This window comes from Alteraquisediminimonas sediminicola (assembly GCF_019740335.1).
Taxonomy (GTDB): domain Bacteria; phylum Pseudomonadota; class Alphaproteobacteria; order Sphingomonadales; family Sphingomonadaceae; genus Alteraquisediminimonas; species Alteraquisediminimonas sediminicola.
Window position 1 is genome coordinate 696,466 of the sequence record NZ_JAHXZS010000001.1, and the last position, 16,962, is coordinate 713,427.

19 protein-coding genes and 1 tRNA gene are annotated in these 16,962 nt (G+C 59.6%); 14 read left to right on the forward strand and 6 right to left on the reverse strand.

Annotation, left to right across the window (positions count from 1 at the left end):
• Positions 1-122 precede the first annotated feature (122 nt).
• Genes K6117_RS03490 through K6117_RS03530 form a run of 9 tightly spaced genes read left to right on the forward strand, consistent with a single transcriptional unit; the run spans position 123 to position 8,840 of the window.
• Positions 123-344, forward strand: coding sequence for a hypothetical protein (locus K6117_RS03490; protein ID WP_221792326.1), 222 nt, complete (start codon positions 123-125; stop codon positions 342-344).
• A 45-nt stretch (positions 345-389) separates the two neighbouring features.
• On the forward strand, positions 390-866 hold the full coding sequence (locus tag K6117_RS03495) for a dihydrofolate reductase (protein WP_221792327.1): 477 nt from the start codon (positions 390-392) through the stop codon (positions 864-866).
• 22 nt (positions 867-888) lie between these two features.
• Positions 889-1,830 (forward strand): bifunctional riboflavin kinase/FAD synthetase, encoded by a 942-nt coding sequence (locus K6117_RS03500; RefSeq protein ID WP_221792328.1) that lies wholly within the window; start codon positions 889-891, stop codon positions 1,828-1,830.
• An 11-nt stretch (positions 1,831-1,841) separates the two neighbouring features.
• Positions 1,842-4,625, forward strand: coding sequence for an isoleucine--tRNA ligase (ileS, locus tag K6117_RS03505; protein WP_221792329.1), 2,784 nt, complete (start codon positions 1,842-1,844; stop codon positions 4,623-4,625).
• A gap of 4 nt (positions 4,626-4,629) precedes the next feature.
• Entirely contained in the window at positions 4,630-5,142 is a 513-nt protein-coding gene (gene lspA, locus K6117_RS03510) for a signal peptidase II (RefSeq protein WP_221792330.1), read from the forward strand.
• The gene (locus K6117_RS03515; protein WP_221792331.1) at positions 5,135-5,551 is read left to right on the forward strand and encodes a DUF3035 domain-containing protein; all 417 of its coding nucleotides are present in this window, start codon (positions 5,135-5,137) and stop codon (positions 5,549-5,551) included. The genes lspA and K6117_RS03515 overlap by 8 nt, the downstream gene beginning before the upstream one ends.
• Positions 5,552-5,587: 36 nt before the next feature.
• On the forward strand, positions 5,588-6,508 hold the full coding sequence (locus tag K6117_RS03520) for an ABC transporter permease (RefSeq protein ID WP_221792332.1): 921 nt from the start codon (positions 5,588-5,590) through the stop codon (positions 6,506-6,508).
• Positions 6,505-7,302 (forward strand): ABC transporter permease, encoded by a 798-nt coding sequence (locus tag K6117_RS03525; RefSeq protein ID WP_221792333.1) that lies wholly within the window; start codon positions 6,505-6,507, stop codon positions 7,300-7,302. Before K6117_RS03520 ends, K6117_RS03525 begins: the two co-directional genes overlap by 4 nt.
• Positions 7,299-8,840, forward strand: a complete 1,542-nt coding sequence (locus K6117_RS03530; RefSeq protein ID WP_221792334.1) for an ATP-binding cassette domain-containing protein — start codon at positions 7,299-7,301, stop codon at positions 8,838-8,840. Before K6117_RS03525 ends, K6117_RS03530 begins: the two co-directional genes overlap by 4 nt.
• A 21-nt stretch (positions 8,841-8,861) precedes the next feature.
• Here K6117_RS03530 and K6117_RS03535 read toward each other — a convergent pair whose 3' ends face one another.
• The 4 genes from K6117_RS03535 to K6117_RS03550 all read right to left on the reverse strand — a co-directional run bounded on the left by K6117_RS03535 (position 8,862) and on the right by K6117_RS03550 (position 10,278).
• Complete coding sequence (locus tag K6117_RS03535) at positions 8,862-9,278, reverse strand: hypothetical protein (protein WP_221792335.1); 417 nt, start codon at positions 9,276-9,278, stop codon at positions 8,862-8,864.
• Between the two features lie 100 nt (positions 9,279-9,378).
• The gene (locus K6117_RS03540; protein ID WP_221792336.1) at positions 9,379-9,858 is read right to left on the reverse strand and encodes a hypothetical protein; all 480 of its coding nucleotides are present in this window, start codon (positions 9,856-9,858) and stop codon (positions 9,379-9,381) included.
• 33 nt (positions 9,859-9,891) lie between these two features.
• The gene (locus K6117_RS03545; protein WP_221792337.1) at positions 9,892-10,086 is read right to left on the reverse strand and encodes a hypothetical protein; all 195 of its coding nucleotides are present in this window, start codon (positions 10,084-10,086) and stop codon (positions 9,892-9,894) included.
• Positions 10,087-10,189: 103 nt separating this feature from the next.
• Positions 10,190-10,278, reverse strand: a tRNA-Leu gene (locus tag K6117_RS03550).
• A gap of 135 nt (positions 10,279-10,413) precedes the next feature.
• On the opposite strand from K6117_RS03550, the gene K6117_RS03555 reads away from it, so the two are divergent.
• The 4 genes from K6117_RS03555 to K6117_RS03570 are packed head-to-tail and all read left to right on the forward strand — an operon-like array spanning position 10,414 to position 13,798.
• The gene (locus K6117_RS03555; RefSeq protein WP_221792338.1) at positions 10,414-11,088 is read left to right on the forward strand and encodes an HAD family hydrolase; all 675 of its coding nucleotides are present in this window, start codon (positions 10,414-10,416) and stop codon (positions 11,086-11,088) included.
• Positions 11,085-12,185: a CDP-alcohol phosphatidyltransferase family protein gene (locus K6117_RS03560; RefSeq protein ID WP_221792339.1), complete on the forward strand. Its 1,101-nt coding sequence runs from the start codon at positions 11,085-11,087 to the stop codon at positions 12,183-12,185. The genes K6117_RS03555 and K6117_RS03560 overlap by 4 nt, the downstream gene beginning before the upstream one ends.
• A gap of 8 nt (positions 12,186-12,193) precedes the next feature.
• A complete protein-coding gene (locus tag K6117_RS03565; RefSeq protein WP_221792874.1) occupies positions 12,194-12,643 on the forward strand; it encodes an HIT family protein in 450 nt (149 codons plus the stop codon).
• Between the two features lie 6 nt (positions 12,644-12,649).
• Positions 12,650-13,798 (forward strand): CDP-glycerol glycerophosphotransferase family protein, encoded by a 1,149-nt coding sequence (locus K6117_RS03570; RefSeq protein ID WP_221792340.1) that lies wholly within the window; start codon positions 12,650-12,652, stop codon positions 13,796-13,798.
• Here K6117_RS03570 and K6117_RS03575 read toward each other — a convergent pair.
• Positions 13,776-14,528 (reverse strand): phosphocholine cytidylyltransferase family protein, encoded by a 753-nt coding sequence (locus tag K6117_RS03575; RefSeq protein ID WP_221792341.1) that lies wholly within the window; start codon positions 14,526-14,528, stop codon positions 13,776-13,778. The two genes, K6117_RS03570 and K6117_RS03575, sit on opposite strands and share 23 nt — an antisense overlap.
• A 73-nt stretch (positions 14,529-14,601) precedes the next feature.
• Here K6117_RS03575 and K6117_RS03580 point away from each other — a divergent pair, with 73 nt between their 5' ends.
• Positions 14,602-15,408 (forward strand): NTP transferase domain-containing protein, encoded by an 807-nt coding sequence (locus tag K6117_RS03580; RefSeq protein WP_221792342.1) that lies wholly within the window; start codon positions 14,602-14,604, stop codon positions 15,406-15,408.
• Positions 15,409-15,415: 7 nt separating this feature from the next.
• Here the strand turns inward: K6117_RS03580 and K6117_RS03585 are convergent, their stop codons facing one another.
• Positions 15,416-16,945, reverse strand: coding sequence for a lipopolysaccharide biosynthesis protein (locus K6117_RS03585; protein ID WP_221792343.1), 1,530 nt, complete (start codon positions 16,943-16,945; stop codon positions 15,416-15,418).
• Between the last annotated feature and the right edge of the window lie 17 nt (positions 16,946-16,962).

The window sequence follows — 16,962 nt, forward strand, 5'->3', positions numbered from 1 at the left end:
AGTTAACACAAAAATGGCCTATTAACCTCAAAAACTGTCGGATTAATTTACAAGTAACCATGTCTGTTAATGCCGAAATCGCAATTTTCCGGGATTGGCACGGTGCTTGCTTATAGATTTTCATGATAAGCAAAATCGCCCGCCTCTTTCAGATCAAAACCCGCTTTGAAGCATGCGCGGTGATTTATGCGCTGTCCGTCGGCGCGGTCGAACGCGGCGAACATTATCTGCATCAATATCCGGGCAATATGGGCTGGGTATTCTTTTCGGTGTGCACCTTCTCGGTCTTCATCGCGGGCGGCGTCTTGTTCGACAGCATCCGGGACAAGTCCGCCGTAAAATAAGGTGCGGCCTTTCCTTCCGCGCCCACCCGGGCTAGTTCAGGCTACATGCCACCGATCATCTTCATCCTCGCCCGCGCTGTGAACGGCGTCATCGGCCTTGACGGCCAATTGCCCTGGCACCTCCCCGCCGATCTCAAACGGTTCAAGGCGCTGACCATGGGCCAGCCGATGGTGATGGGGCGCAAGACATTTGAGAGCTTCCCCAAGCCCCTGCCCGGTCGCCGCCATATCGTCCTCACCCGCGACCATGATTGGCAGCGCGAAGGGGCCGAAGTCGTCCATCATGCGAATGAAGCCTTGGCATTGGCCAGCCAAGGCGACCCTGCGGCCATCTGGATCATCGGCGGGTCGGAAATCTTCAACCTGTTCATGGCGCGCGCCGATGGGATCGAACTGACCGAAGTCGATCTGGAGGTGCAGGGCGATGCATTCATGCCGCCTTTCGATGAACAGGACTGGAAAGAGACCGCGCGCGAGGATCATGACGGCTATCGTTTCGTGACACTGGCAAGACGCGTTTAAACGCCCTATAGCGCCGCTCGTCATGACAAGAATACACGGACAGGATCGGCTGGATCAGGCGCTGCGCGGCGGCGTGATCGCGCTTGGCAATTTCGACGGCTTCCACCTCGGCCATCAGGCCGTGGTCGGTCGGGCGGTGGCGCGCGCGCGGGAACTCGGCTGTCCGGCGATTGTCGCGACCTTCGATCCGCATCCGATCCGCTATTTCCAACCGGACGCCGCCCCATTCCGCCTGACGACGCTCAATCAGCGCGAACATCTGTTCACGGCGGCGGGCGCGGATGCGATGATGATCTATCATTTCGCCGAAGAACTGGCAGGCGTCAGCGGCGTAGATTTCATCCATGATTGGCTGATCGACCGTGCAGGCGCGCGCGCCGTGGTGACGGGCGATGATTTCACCTTTGGCAAGGGCCGCGACGGCAATGTCGACCTGCTGCACAAGGAAGGCGAAGCGGACGGCCTGATCGTCGAAACCGTCGCGGCGGTGCGCGATGAGGAGGGCGTTATTTCCTCCAGTCGCATTCGCGATGCGCTGCGCGATGGCGACTGCGCGACCGCCGCGCGGCTGCTCACCCGCCCCTTTACGATTGAAGGCGCAATCCAGCATGGCGCAAAGCTGGGCCGCACCATCGGCATGCCGACCGCCAATATGGTGCTGGGCAATTATGTCCGCCCGAAATACGGCATCTATGCCGTGCGGGGCCGCCTGCCCGATGGGCGCGTGCTGAATGGCGCGGCGAATATCGGCATTCGCCCCAGCTTCGATCCGCCGATTGAATTGCTGGAAACCCATTTCTTCGATTTCTCGGGCGACCTGTACGATCAGATTCTCGAAATCGAGCTGATCGCCTATCTCCGCCCGGAAGCAAAATTCGACAGTCTTGATGCGCTCACGGCCCAAATGCGGGCCGATTGCGATCAGGCACGGCAAATCCTTGCCGATTACCCCATCCTTGCCTAGAGCCTGTGACCATGACCGACACGCCAAGCCAAAAAACCGAAGACTATAAAGGCACCGTCTTCCTGCCGAAGACCGATTTCCCGATGAAGGCCGGATTGGCCCAGAAGGAACCGGCCATTCTCGCCCATTGGGAAAAGCTCGGCCTGTACCAGCGCCTGCGCGAACAACGCGCGGATGCGCCGAAGTTCATCCTGCATGATGGCCCCCCTTATGCGAATGGCGACATTCACATGGGCCATGCGATGAACAAGGTGCTCAAAGACATCATCACCCGTTCGCAATCGTTGATGGGCAAAGACGCGCCCTATGTCCCGGGTTGGGATTGCCACGGCCTGCCGATCGAATGGATGATCGAAAAGGCCTATAAGGACAAGAAGCTCAACAAGGACGAAGTCCCGGCCAATGAGTTCCGCGCCGAATGCCGCGCCTATGCCGCCAAATGGGTCGGCGTGCAGAAAGAACAGTTCAAACGCCTTGGCATCATGGGCGATTGGGAAGACCCCTATCTTACGATGAAATATGAGGCGGAAGCCTCAATCGTCGGAGAACTCTTGAAATTCGCCGAAAGCGGCCAGCTCTATCGCGGGTCCAAGCCGGTGATGTGGTCCCCGGTCGAAAAGACCGCGCTCGCCGAAGCCGAGGTCGAATATGAAGACATCACCTCGACCCAGATCGAGGTGGCGTTTGAAATTTCTGACGCGCCAAATGCGCCGGAGCTGGTCGGCGCCAAGGCCGTCATCTGGACGACGACGCCATGGACCATCCCGACCAATCAGGCACTCGCCTTTGGGCCGGAGATTCAATATGGCCTGTTTGAAAGTGAAGACGGCGCACGCTGGCTGCTGTCGGTCGAACGCGCGGCGCTGATCGCGCAATTTGCGAATGCCAAGACGATCAAGACGTTCAGCGGCGCAAACCTTGCTGGCGCGACCGCCCGTCACCCGATGCATGCAAAGGGCGGCTTTTTCGCCAAGCCCCGTCCGTTCCTCGCCGGTGATTTCGTCACGACCGATGCGGGTACCGGCCTTGTCCATCTAGCTCCAGATCATGGCGAGGACGATTTCCTCACCTGCAAGGCCAATGGCATCGACCCGGTATTCGCGGTGGAACCGGATGGCCGCTATCGCGCCGATTGGGCATGGATGGGCGGCGAGAGCCTGTCCGTCATCAACCCCAAGCTGAACGCGCCGGAAGGCCCGATCTGCACCGACCTGCGTGATGCGGGCGCGTTGCTGTCCGCCGAGGCGTTCAAGCATAGCTATCCACATAGCTGGCGCTCCAAGGCCAAGGTCATCTATCGCTGCACCCCGCAATGGTTCATCCCGATGGACAAGAACCATAACGACGCGACCTTGCGCGAAACCGCGCTTGGCGCGGTCCGCGATACGCGCTGGGTGCCGGAACGCGCCGAAAACCGCATCACTGCGATGGTCGAAGGCCGCCCGGACTGGGTGATCAGCCGCCAACGCGCATGGGGTGTGCCGATTGCGCTCTATGTCCATCGCAAGAGCGGCCAGTATCTCAATGATTCTGCCGTCAATCACCGGATCATCGACGCCTTCAAACTGGGCGGCGCAGACGCATGGTTCGCCGCCGATCATCAGGCGCTCTTGGGCGCGGATTACGATCTCGCCGATTATGAAGTCGTCAACGACATCCTCGATGTATGGTTCGATTCCGGCTCCACCCATAGCTTTGTGGTCGAGGCGCGTTATGGCGTCGGCACGATTGCCGATCTCTATCTCGAAGGCTCGGATCAGCATCGCGGCTGGTTCCAATCCTCCTTGCTCGAAAGCTGCGGCACCCGTGGCCGCGCACCTTACAGGGAGGTGCTGACCCATGGTTTTGCACTGGACGGTCAGGGTCGCAAAATGTCCAAGTCCTTGGGCAATGTCGTCGATCCGTTGAAGATCCTGAACGAATCCGGCGCGGACATTCTGCGCTTGTGGGTCGCCTCCACCGATTATTTCGACGATGTCCGCATCGGCAAAGAGGTACTCGCCGGCACCTCGGATGCCTATCGGAAGATTCGCAATACCTTCCGCTACTTGCTTGGTGCTCTTGATGGATATTCTGAAGAAGAAGCCGTTGCATTTGACGCCCTGCCGGAACTGGAGCGTTATGTTCTCCACCTGCTGACCGAACTCGATCACGAGTTGAAGGACGCGGCGCTGAACTATGAATTCAACCGTTACGCCCGGGCGCTGAGCGATTTCTGCAACAACGACCTTTCGGCCTTCTTCTTCGATATCCGCAAGGACCGCCTCTATTGCGATGCATCGAATGATCCGAAGCGCCGGGCCTATCGCCATGTGCTCGATCTGCTGTTCCACGCCTTGGTGCGCTATGCCGCCCCGATCCTCTGCTTTACGGCAGAAGAAGTGTGGCAGGCGCGTTATCCGTCGGAAGATGGATCGGTCCATTTCCTTGTCTGGCCGGAAATGGAACGCGCATGGCATGGCGACAGCACGTTCGCGGTTAAATGGAGCGAGTTGCGCGCGTTGCGGACCCAAGTAACCGAAGCGATTGAACCGCTGCGCCGCGAAAAGATCATCCGCTCCAGCCTTGAAGCGGAAGTCGCGATCCCGGACATTGATGCAATTGTTGGTGGCTATCGCGACATTAATCTGGCTGAACTGTTCATCACGGCATCTGCGAAACCAGTCGCTGGTGTGAACGAAATTCAGATCACCAAGACCGAACATCACAAATGCGGTCGCTGCTGGCGCTTGCTGCCGGATGTGGCGGAAGACGGCGCATTATGCGATCGTTGCGACGATGTGGTGAACGGCTGATCTGATGACGGCCAAAATCCATCATCGCTTTTTGGGCTTTTTCATCGCCTTGCTGGTCTTTGCGGTCGATCAGGCGACGAAATTCGCGATCATCCGCCCGCTGGCGCTCGAATCGCGGCAAGTGATCACGCTCAGCCCGATTCTCAATCTGAGCTGGGTCGAAAATCACGGCATTTCACTCGGCATGTTTACGGCGGATAGCGCGGCACAGCGCTGGATATTGGTGGGCGTGACGGCGCTCATCGCGCTCGGCGTCTCTTATTGGATATTGCGCGAACGGATGCGGGCAGATGTCTATGCATTGGCGCTGGTATTGGGCGGCGCAATCGGCAACATTACCGATCGCACGCGGTTCGGCTATGTGGTTGATTTCATCGACTTGCATTTTGGTGCGTTCAGACCGTTTTTGGTCTTCAATGTTGCCGACGCCGCGATTACGATAGGCGTATTGATATTATTGGTGCGGGCTTTCTTCACCACGAACAAGATGAACAACGGAGATACGGAACATGCGTAAGACGATCCTGACCGTGGCTGCGGCCTCGACCTTGCTTGCGCTCTCCGCTTGCGGTGGCAAGACCGGCGGCGTGATCAACCGCGAACGCCCGGATGAATTCGCCACCGCGCGTCATGCGCCATTGGTGATCCCGCCCGATTTCGCCCTCACCCCGCCGCGTCCCGGCGCGCCGCGCCCGCAAGAAGCGGATAGCAGCACCCAGGCGTTGCAGGCGATGTTCGGCGGCGCTGCCGTGCGCTCTGCGGCGGAAAGCGGCCTGATCTCGGCAGCGGGCGGCGTGCGCACCGGCACCAGCCGTTCGAACGTGACCGACCCCAACACCAATGTCGTCGACAAGGGCGCGGGCGTGCAGGACATTTTGAACGCACCGGAAAGCACCGCACCGACCACCGGCGCGACCCCGCAATAAGCGTCCGCACCGGGTCGGCCCGCAGTTTCGGCTGACATGTTCGGGCTGATCCTCAGACGGCTGATGGCGTCGATCCCGACGTTATTGGCCGTCGTCTTTCTGTCCTTCTTCCTGATGCGGTTCGCGCCGGGCAGCCCGTTTGACGGCGAACGCCCGCTCGATCCCGAAACGCGCCTCGCGCTCGATGCCGCTTATGGGCTGAATCAACCGATCATCGTCCAGTTCGGGCGCTATATCACCGGGCTTGCCCATGGCGATTTCGGGCCAAGCCTTGTCTATCGGGATTTTACCGTCACCGATCTGATCTGGACCGGCCTGCCGGTCTCGCTCCTCATCGGCGCGTTGGCGCTGCTGCTCGCGATGGCGGGCGGCATCGCCATTGGGCTGGCCGCGACATTGCGCCCCAATGGCCCGCTCGACCGCAGCCTGATGCTCTGCATGACCTTGCTGACCGCGCTACCGACCTTTGTCACCGGGCCGATATTGGCGCTGGTCTTTGCCCTGTGGCTCGGTTGGTTGCCGGTCGCGGGCTGGGGCGATGGCGCGCCCGTGTACCTTGTGTTGCCGGTCCTTGCGCTCACCCTCCCGACCATGGGCGCGGTGGCAAAGCTCACCCGCGCCGGGCTGGCCCAGATCATGACGCAGGACCATATCCGCGCCGCACAGGGGCGCGGCATATCGGGCTGGCGATTGATCGCCCGCCATGCGCTCCGCCCCGCCTTATTGCCGGTGATCAGCTACGCCGGGCCAGCGGCGGCAGGGCTATTGACCGGTGCGGTGGTAATCGAAACGATATTCGCGCTGCCCGGCCTTGGGCGCTATTTCGTGCAGGGCGCGCTCAATCGTGATTATCCCTTGGTGATGGGGGTGGTGACGCTCTACGCCGCGCTGATCGTGTTGTTCAACCTCATCGCCGATGTGCTGTACGGCTGGCTCGATCCACGGGTGCGCGGATGAGCCGGGTGTTAAATGCCCTGCCCGCCATGTTGGTGCTGCTGATTCTGGCCGCCGCTTGGCTGTTGCCGCCGTTCCTGCCATGGGATTATCGGATCATCGATTGGGATCATGTCAGCAGCCCGGCCCTCACCCCCGGCCATCTGCTCGGCACCGACAGTGTCGGGCGAGATCTGTTGTCCCGCACATTGATCGGCACGCGGATCACAACGATGGTCGCCATTGCCGCAGCATCGGTCTCGCTCCTCATCGGCACCTTATGGGGCGCGCTCGCGGGCTGGTGCGGCGGGCGGATCGACAATGTGATGATGCGGATCGTCGATGCGCTCTATGCCCTGCCGTTCATGTTCGTGGTGATCCTGTTGATGGTCGTATTTGGCCGGTCGATCCTGCTGGTGTTCATCGGCATTGGCGCGGTCGAATGGCTGACGATGGCGCGGGTCGTGCGCGGGCAGATGCTCGCCTTGCGCCAGCGCCCGTTCATCCTTGCGGCAGAGGCCGCAGGTGCCAGCCCGCGCTTCATCATTTTCCGCCATGCCCTGCCCAATATGGCGGCGGTGATCCTCGCATATTTGCTGCTGACGGTGCCGCAGGTGGTGATGGTGGAAAGCTTCCTCTCCTTCCTCGGCCTTGGTGTGCAGGAACCGATGACCTCGCTCGGCATTTTGGTGAAGGAAGGCGCAGACGATATGGATGTGTTCCCGATGGCCTTGCTGGTGCCGGGTGGGGTGCTGGTGACCTTGGTGATCAGCCTGACCCTGCTGGGTGAACGGCTGCGCGACCGGTGGGCGGCATGACGGCGGTCCTCGATTATCGCAACGTCACGGTCGCGATTGAGGGCCGCAAGGTCGTCCAAAACCTCAACCTCGCGATTGCGCCGAGCGAATGTGTGGCCTTGGTCGGCGAATCCGGATCGGGCAAATCGCAAAGCTGGATGGCCCCGTTCGGCCTGTCGCCGGGCGTGGCCGGGGGCGAGGCCTATCTGTGCGGCGAACCGGTGATCGGCGCGGATGCCGCCAGCCTGTCCGCATTGCGCGCGCGACATGCAGGCTTCGTGTTCCAGCAACCGCTCACCAGCCTGTCGCCGCACCTCAACATCGCCGCCCATCTGACGGAGGCCTTCTGCCAAGCAGGTGCGGCCCTGCCCGATCAGGACACGCTCATCGCGGCCCTCGTGGATGTCGGGATCGACCGGCCAGCCGAACGGCTGCGGCAATTTCCGCACCGGCTATCGGGCGGCCAGCGCCAACGCGTGATGATCGCCATGGCCCTTGCCCATCGCCCGGCACTGTTGATCGCGGATGAGCCGACAACCGCGCTTGATGCCACCTTGCGGCGTGAGGTGATGGACTTGCTCAACCGCCTGTGCCGCGACCGGGGCATGGCGATGCTGCTGATCAGCCATGATCTGGCGAGCGTCGCCAGCATCGCGGACCGGATCATCATCATGCGCCAAGGCGACATGATCGAAACCGGCCCGTCCGATCAGATATTATCGCAACCGACCAGCGACTATGGCCGGGAATTACTGGCCGCGACACCGCGCCTGACCGATCCCATACCGGTGCGCCCGGTAATCGGCGCCGCCCTGTTGGCAGCGCAGGACATCGCCGTCAGCTTCCCCATGCCGGGCTGGCGACGCCCGCATTTGCAGGCCGTCGCTGATGCCAGCCTGATGGTGCATGAGGGCGAGGCCGTCGCGATTGTCGGCGGATCGGGATCGGGCAAATCGACCTTGGCCCGCGCCATTGCCCGACTTGGGCCGTGCGATGCGGGGGAGGTAACATGGCGCGGCCTGCCCCTCCCACCCCGCGCCAAGATGCAGGCACATGATCGCGCGGGGTTCCAGCCGGTATTTCAAGACCCGGTCGCGAGCCTTGATCCGCGCTGGCGCGTGGCCGATATCATCGCAGAGCCTGCCCATCACCTTGGACGGGGGGCCAGCCGCCAATTTGTCCTCAGCATCATGGCGGAGTGCGGGCTGGACGCAAATCTCGCCGACCGACGCCCGCATGAACTGTCTGGCGGACAGGCGCAGCGCGTGGCGATTGCCCGCGCGCTCATCACCGATCCCGCGATGCTGATTCTTGATGAGGCGACCTCCGCGCTGGACGTGCTGGTCGCGGGCCGCATTCTCGATCTGTTGCGCCGATTGCAGCGCGAAAGGCGGCTGGCGATGCTGATGATCACCCATGATCTCGCGGTAGCGCGGCAACTCTGCCATCGGGTGATCGTGATGGATCAGGGCCGGATCATCGAACAGGGCGACACGGAAATGCTGATCCGCGCACCACACACCGACATCAGCCGCGCATTGATCGCCGCCAGCCAATAAGAAGGTCATGGGCAAACTTAATCAATGCCATTTTTGCGCCTCCCGAATGTCGGCTGCTGAAAAATAATCTTCATATTCCACCCAAGCGCCTGCGGCAGCATAAGGCACCTCTTTACAAGGCAACCAATGTTGTTCGGCGACAATATCCGACCCGCCCCAACACCAGCCATGCGCCGATAATATCGCCAGCGCACGCCGCCATATATTGCACCCCCACATCGCCACCCCGCCCATCGGACCATCATGACCCGGCCCAATCCTGCATCGACCCTGCTCAAATTCGGCACGCTGCATCAACACGCGCACCGCGGCGGGATAGGTGGCAAATTTACTGATGGGTATGGCGTTCTCAATATCGAACCGTTCTTCTGCCGGCAGAGGTGGCAAATACAAATAATCGGCCTGGCTGAACTGCCCCTCATGCGGAGGATGCGTCATTATCCAACCGCCGGCAAGAAAGACCGCCAACACGGCGAATTGAAACATTTTCGCACACCCAATGCTTGCCATCATCCACTCCTCCGTCATTGATGCGCCATCAACGCCGCGTCCTTGCCTCCTGTATATCGGCAGCCGAAAACATATCGCCCTCACCCATCAAGGCACCTTCGAAATAAAAGGGGTCTTGCGCGCAAGGGAGCCAATGCTGTTCGGCGAGTATCCGCGATCCGCCCCAGCACCACCCATGCGATTCCAATTTCACCCTCGCCCGACGCCACATATTACACGCCCGCCTGCCCATCGCACTCTCCAGACTTGGCCAGAATATACATCGATTCAGCTCGATATCTGATCGTTGCATCAGGGCGCGCAAGGATGCAGGGAAGGATCGATATCTCAAGATCGGAAATAATTCTTTTGACTCAATCCGCTCTGCTGCCGACAGGGGCGGCAGGTACAAATAATCAGCCGGAGAAAACGCCCTCGCCTGCCGTGCCGCCGCAATGGTCTCACCACCAGCAAGCACGACCACCAATATCGCCAGCCGAAAAAAGAGCGCACGTCCGATGCTTGTCATCACATCTCCCCAATCAATGATGTACCATTATGGTTATCTTACCCCTGTCGCCCGGCGATAAATGGCCCCGGCAATCCGCGCGCGATCCTCCGATTGGCCAACAATATCTTCTGGAATCAGATAATGTTCAAAAGCGAGACGATCGGCAGATTTTTGCTCTCTACTTACGCCACTAGTCATGATACGCCCCAAAAACAAAATTGGAACATATAAAGAACTTTTACGCATGTAAATGTATTTACATTATAAACCACCACGGCGCACACACTGAAAATCACCTTCAACCGCAAGTGAAGCTGGTTTCGCCATCATCTCGATAGGGAATGGTACATGGTGCGGGCGGAGGGAATCGAACCCTCACAGACCTTACGGTCCAACGGATTTTAAGTCCGGTGCGTCTACCAGTTTCGCCACGCCCGCACAGCATGTATCGCCGCTATAGGCAGGCGATCCGAAAAGGCCAAGAGGGTGGATCGGGCGGGCGCCATAAATTTGATAATGCCGGTTGATTTTGCCCCTCAGCCTTGACTTCACCTCGTGCGGACCGTTTAGACAATGACGATGAAGCTCGCCATTTACGATCTTGACCGGACCATCACCCGGATCGGCACCTATACGCCATTTCTGATCTTCGCCGCACGGCGACGGGCGATCTGGCGCTTGCTGCTGCTGCCCATTTGGATCGTGCTGATGCTGGGCTATGTCGCGAAAATATATGATCGCAAGGCCCTGAAGGAACGCGGCTTCCTGCTGTTGGTCGGATCACGCATCACAGCAGATGAACTGGCGACACTCAGTAATGCCTATGCCGACCATGTGATGCGCCGCAATGTGCATGCCGGAGTGCTCGACCTGATCGAACGGGATCGTCGCGATGGCTATCGGCTGGTACTCGCCACCGCCTCCCCCGATTATTACGCGGCGCCTTTGGGACGTCTGCTCGGCATGGAGCATGTCATCGCCACGGTGCAGGCACAGGCGCCCGTTGGCGACTATCTTTGGCGGATCGCATCGCCCAATTGCTATGGGCAGGACAAGCTTGACATGATCCAGCAATGGCTTGACGATCAAGGTGCTACCAAGACGGGCATGGAAGCGCGTTTCTATACCGACAGTTCATCCGATTTGCCGACGCTGCGCTGGTCAACGGGGCCGGTGGCGGTTAATCCCTCACGCAAATTGCATCATATTGCCGTCAATAACGGCTGGAGCGTAAAGACATTCGCATGACCAACAGCCCACGCCTGATCCTAACCGGTGATAATGATACGCCCATCTGGGGCATGACCAGCGCCATTAGGATCACCCGCCTGTTCGACAAGCAACAGGTGGAGAGCGCGCTCGCGCCCGATGCGGCCATTTGGGCGGACACGGGCTATGCCTTCGACCCGCAATGGCTGCGGCATGTAACGGCCAATCCCGGCATCGTCGTCACCATCAGCGGCGTGCCGGTGCTCGCCCATCTGCGCCATGCGGATGACGCGGCAGCGCTGGCGCGCGGTGAGATCCCGGCGGATCATGCGGTGATCGAGTTCAACAGCCAGCCGCAAATCTATAATCACGAGCTACGCAAGCTCGATACCCCGTTCCTCTCGATCCTCACCCCGACCACCGTCAAGGAGATCGAGCGCAAGAGCTATTTCGGCGCCTATAAGGGCGTGACGGATATTCTCACCAAATATCTATGGCCTGAATTCGCACTGGTACTGACCCGTATCGCGGCCAAGCTCGGCATGACCCCGAATATGGTGACGGCCATTGGCGCGATCCTGTGCGTGGCCGCGACCTATTTATTCTATGCCGGCTATTTCTGGACCGGCATGTTGCTCGGCTTCATTTTCATGGTGCTGGACACGGTGGACGGCAAGCTCGCGCGCTGCACCATCACCTCGTCTTATTGGGGCAATGTGTTCGATCATGGCATCGACCTGGTCCACCCGCCATTCTGGTGGCTGGCATGGGCATTCGGCTGTGCGACAGTGGGCTATCCGCTCGGCTACCACATGTTCATTTTCATCCTCATCGCGATCTTTGGCGGCTATGTCGCCCAACGCGTGATCGAGGGCATCTTCATCTGGGCGTTCGGCATTCATATCCATGTCTGGCGGCCGATTGATTCCCAATTCCGCCTGATCACCGCGCGGCGCAACCCGAATATGGTCCTGCTGTTTGCGGGACTGCTGATCGGTCGGCCCGATCTGGGCCTGATCTGGGTCGCCTATTGGACGGTCATTTCGCTCGGCATTCACCTGCTCCAGATGTTGCAGGCGGCGATTGTCAAAGCGCAGGGCAAGCCGATTATATCATGGTTGCGAGCCCCGGCATGAATGAGGGCGTGAACGACACTATCCGCAAATTCGGCTATCCGCAGACCTTGGTCCGCGAATATGCCTATTGGATATTGCTGGTCCGCCCGGCGCAACCGACATTGGGCTCGCTCGTTCTCGCGGCCAAGGGCGAAGCCATGGCCTTTGGCGATCTGTTGCCCGGCGCTTATGCCGAACTGGCGACGATCACCCATGAGATTGAAGCCGCGCTTAAAACCGTGATCGGCTATGATCGGATCAATTATCTGATGCTGATGATGGTCGACCCTTATGTCCATTTCCATGTCATCCCGCGCTATGTGGGCAGTCGCAGCGGTGCAGGGCTGACTATCGAAGATGCCGGCTGGCCAAAGCCCCCTGCTCTGGGTGAGGCGCATAGCCTTTCAGAAGCCGAAACATCGGCATTGGTAACGCATTTGCAGTCCGGTTTTCCCGCCATGCCAGCACCGACGGTCTGATCCGTCATGCGCCGCCCCCTCAATATTGGCGTCAGCCTCATCGGGGGGCGTCACCAATATTTGCATATCGTGCCAGTGGTCGCAGCCTTGTCGCGCAAGCCGGGGGTCGGCGTGACGATCTTCGTGCTCAGTCAGGAAGAACAGACGCATGCCGAGGCCATGCTCGCCAGTTTCGACGCTGCGCCCTGCACCTTCGTGATCATGGAGATCAGCCGATGGATGCGGGCATTGACCGCGCGACTGATGGGAATTTCGCACCCCAAGCTCCCCGCCTTGCTGCAATGGGCGAGGGCGATGCGGCGATGCGATGCGATTTTGACTTCCGAACGCACCACGACCGTTTTGAAGTCATTACCGGGCGCATGCCCCGCGCTTATCCACATTCCCCATGGCGCAGGCGATCGCGCGAAGGGATTTGAAAAACGCATCAAGTGCTTCGATCTTGTCATCGTCGCCGGCCCGAAAGACAAGCGACGGATGATCGATGCGGGCGTCGTCCGACCGGACAATTGCCTTGTCTCCGGCTATATCAAGCTGGCGGCGGTGCAAAAGCGCGCAACACTGTCGCCGCCAAGGCTGTTCGACAATGACCGCAAGACCATATTGTACAATGCCCATTTCGCCCCGGCGCTATCGTCTTGGGATGCATGTGCCAGCGCGCTGATCAAGGCGGTTAAACAGGACGGCCGATATAATCTGATCGTGGCGCCGCATGTCCGCATGTTCGAAAACGAGCCGCTCCATTCGGCAAGCCGTAGCGCGCTCGAGCAACTGGCCGAAAAAGACCGGGTGATCATCGACCTTGGCTCCGAACGTTGCAGCGACATGACCTATACCAACGCCGCCGACCTCTATATCGGCGATGTCAGCAGCCAGGTCTATGAGTTCGCCGCACACCCGCGCCCGTGCATTTTCATCAACGCGCATCATCAAGATTGGGAGAACGACCCCGATTATGCGATGTGGCGATTTGGCGCCGTGATCGAAGGCGTTGACGACATCATTGCCGCTATTGATCGCAGCTTTGCAACATTTTCAGATTTCGAGGACATTCAGCGGCAGGCGATCCTCGATGCATTCAACGGCGCACCCGATAACGCCCCGGAAATCGCCGCCGATCAAATCCTCGACTTCATGCACCACCAAGCTGGCTGATCCATTTTTGCGCCAGCTTGGTCGCGACCTCGATATCGCTCAGGAAATCGACCTCGGCCCAATCCAGCCCCTTGATCGACACCGTGCCGACCTTGCCCGTGGGCGCAATCGCATCGATGATCTTCAGATACCAATTTTCGACCCCGGCAGGGGTGCGCATGAAGCTTTCCACCGTGTCGCGGAACAGGGCCACGCCCTCACCCCGAAACGCGAGGAAACCAATAGATTCCGCATTGCTTTGATCCGCCGTCAGCGTCTTGCCGATCGCATTCAACTGATCGCCATCGCGCGATACTTTCATATCGTCGCTGTCATAGGCGGGTTTGATATCGACGGTAACGGTGATCGGCCATGCCTCTGTCGACAACACGCGCTGCACAATCTCACGCGAGATCAACGTATCGCCGTTCAGGATTACGAAATCGCGGTCCATGCCTGCGCGCGCGATCCAGCACGAGCCGAGATTATCCGCGACCTTGAAAAAGGGATTAAACACCGTTTTCAGGATCAGCCCCGGACGGGCTAGCTTGGCCAGTTCAGCCTCGACCTTATCCGTCATGAATCCGGTCACGACGTCAATCTCGCGGATGCCGCCCGCTGCAAGCGCCTCAATCTGCCATGCGAGCAGGGATTTACCCTCCAACGCGATCAAGCATTTCGGCATTTCGGCGGTTAGCGGCAACAGGCGCGACCCTTGCCCTGCACTGAGAATAATAGCTTTTTCAATCATGGCGGCAGGCTCTGCGTGAAAAAAATGGCGGAACTATGATTGTCTGCCCCAGATACGGGCTTATAAGATTTCAATGAATGCAACTGGTTTTGATATTGCCCTGCTCGCGGGACAACGCCCCGGCAAAGATCCACTCGCCGCCGCGTTCGGACAAGAGCTAAAGGCGCTGGTCGAGGTCAATGGTCGCAATATGCTGACGCGGATGCTCGACCTCTTGCCCCATCTATCCGGGGCGCGACGCATCTTCGTGCTGGCACAACAGGCGGAATTGCTCGCGGAGCATATGGGCAAGCCATGGCAAGACGCCCATCCCCATGTCATTTTCCGCACCTGCGGCCCGTCGATCAGCGGGACTTTGATCGATCTGATGGCATCGCCTGACGCGGACTTTCCCTTGATGGTGACGACGGTCGACAATGTCTTACTGACCCACGCCATTGCCGAGCATTTCCTCGACATTTGCCATCAAGATGATGCCGATGTGGTCGCGGCGATGGTGGAAGCGCGCACCCTGTTGCGCGCCTATCCGCATAATCGGCGCACTTGGCTAAAATTCAGAGGCGGCGCGTATAGCGGCGCGAATTTGTTCTGGTTCGCATCAAACAAGGCCCTGCCCGTGCTGGAAATCTGGCGCACGATTGAACAGCATCGCAAAAAGGGGCGCGCGGTGATCGGGGCGTTCGGCCTGCCGCTTTTATTGGGCGCGGCCTTGCGCATTCTTTCGCTGCCACAGGCGCTGGCCATTGCCGGACGACGGATCGGGGTGCGGGCCAAGCCTGCGATCCTGCCCTTTGCCGAAGCCGCAATCGATGTCGACAAACCGGACGATCATGTGCTGGTAACGACCATCCTCGCAGGCAGGCCTCCATCCGACGCATAATAGAGCGTCAGAGGCGTAAACGCCGACTCAAACGACCAAAGGCCATCTTGTCCTCTTTAGGCAAGGCGACGCGCAGCCCCAACCAGATGCCGCCGAACATGATCGGCAGCAACAGCCCCAGACGAACAAAGGGCGGCGCCAGCAGCGACAGACCGGACAACAGGGCAACCAAGACCGTCACCGCCAATGTTTTACGCAAGACCCGGCCAAAGGGCGCGCCAAAGGGGTGCAGTCCTTCATGCAGATTGACCTGATACATTGAAATGAGCGCCGCCGCGATCATGCCGACGGCAACCCCCGCGGCAATGGCATTCATTGCCGAAAAAGGCAGCACGACCACCCCCACCAATACGGCAAAAACCATCCCGCCAAGGCTCGCAAATAATGGGTGATGATAAGAGCTGATCACCTGTTGGACTGCCGAGGCCTGACCGGCAAACGCCTCGACCGCGCGGGCAAAGGTAAGGATGGCCAGCAACGACCAGCCCGCCAGCGCCCCCGGCCCGAACATGTCAAGAATGGCCGGCCCGCCCACCATCATCGACGCCGTCAGCGGCAAGGCAATAACGACCGACAAGCGCGTGGAAAAACCATATATGGACTCTATCGCCGCATGATCGCGCTGCCCGGCGGCCTTGGATACCAAGGGCGTGACGACATAGGACAAGGCGATGCGGATCAGCTGCACGACCGAGCTGACCTTGCGAGCGATGGTGTAAATGGCTGCTGCTGCTGCCCCGCCAGCCCCCGGCACCAGTAAATTGGCGATAACCGGCGGCGCATCGCCATAGATACGGGCCGTGATATTGGCAGGCAACGTCCCTAGCCCCGCAAACAGGACCAAACGGAACCGCCGCCCCCAATGGCCCGTTTCATCACCGGCTTCATCATCGGCGCGAAAATCATAATAGCGTAACAGCAAGCGAATCGACAGCAACGCCGTTGCCAATAATGACGCGAGATGGCCATAAAGCAGCCCCTCCACCCCAAAGCCGATCGACCAAAAGCCAAAGGCAAAGGCAAAGCGGATGATCTGCTCCCAGAATATTCGCAGGCGCACTTCCGCCCCGAACACCTGCTGCGCCCGCAAGGCCGAGGTTGCCACCTCGATAAATGCCCATAAAGGCAAGGCCCAGACAAACAGCCGAATCCCACCGACCAGCATATCCCGGTCATTTGCCGCGACGTTCATATAGGATGCCAGCCATGGCGCGCCGACAAAACCGATGACGGCCAGCAAGAGATTGGGCAACACCCCGATCACCATTGCCGCCAGCAATGCCTTGCACTGGCCTGCCCGACTATTTTCCTGCGGGACCACCCGTTGCAGGGCAGAGGTCGCGCCAAGATCGGCGACATTTTCGACCAGATTGATCGCCGCCCACATCACGGCATAGACGCCAAAGCCCGCCAGCCCGAACATCCACACATAAAGCGGCTGGGAAATCAGTTCGAACACGGCCCCGAGCCGCGCCACAAGCGCAGCCCCCGCCCCTCGGGCGACATCATGCTGGGTAACGGAGCCGTTTTCGATCATGGGGTTAACCCCCTATA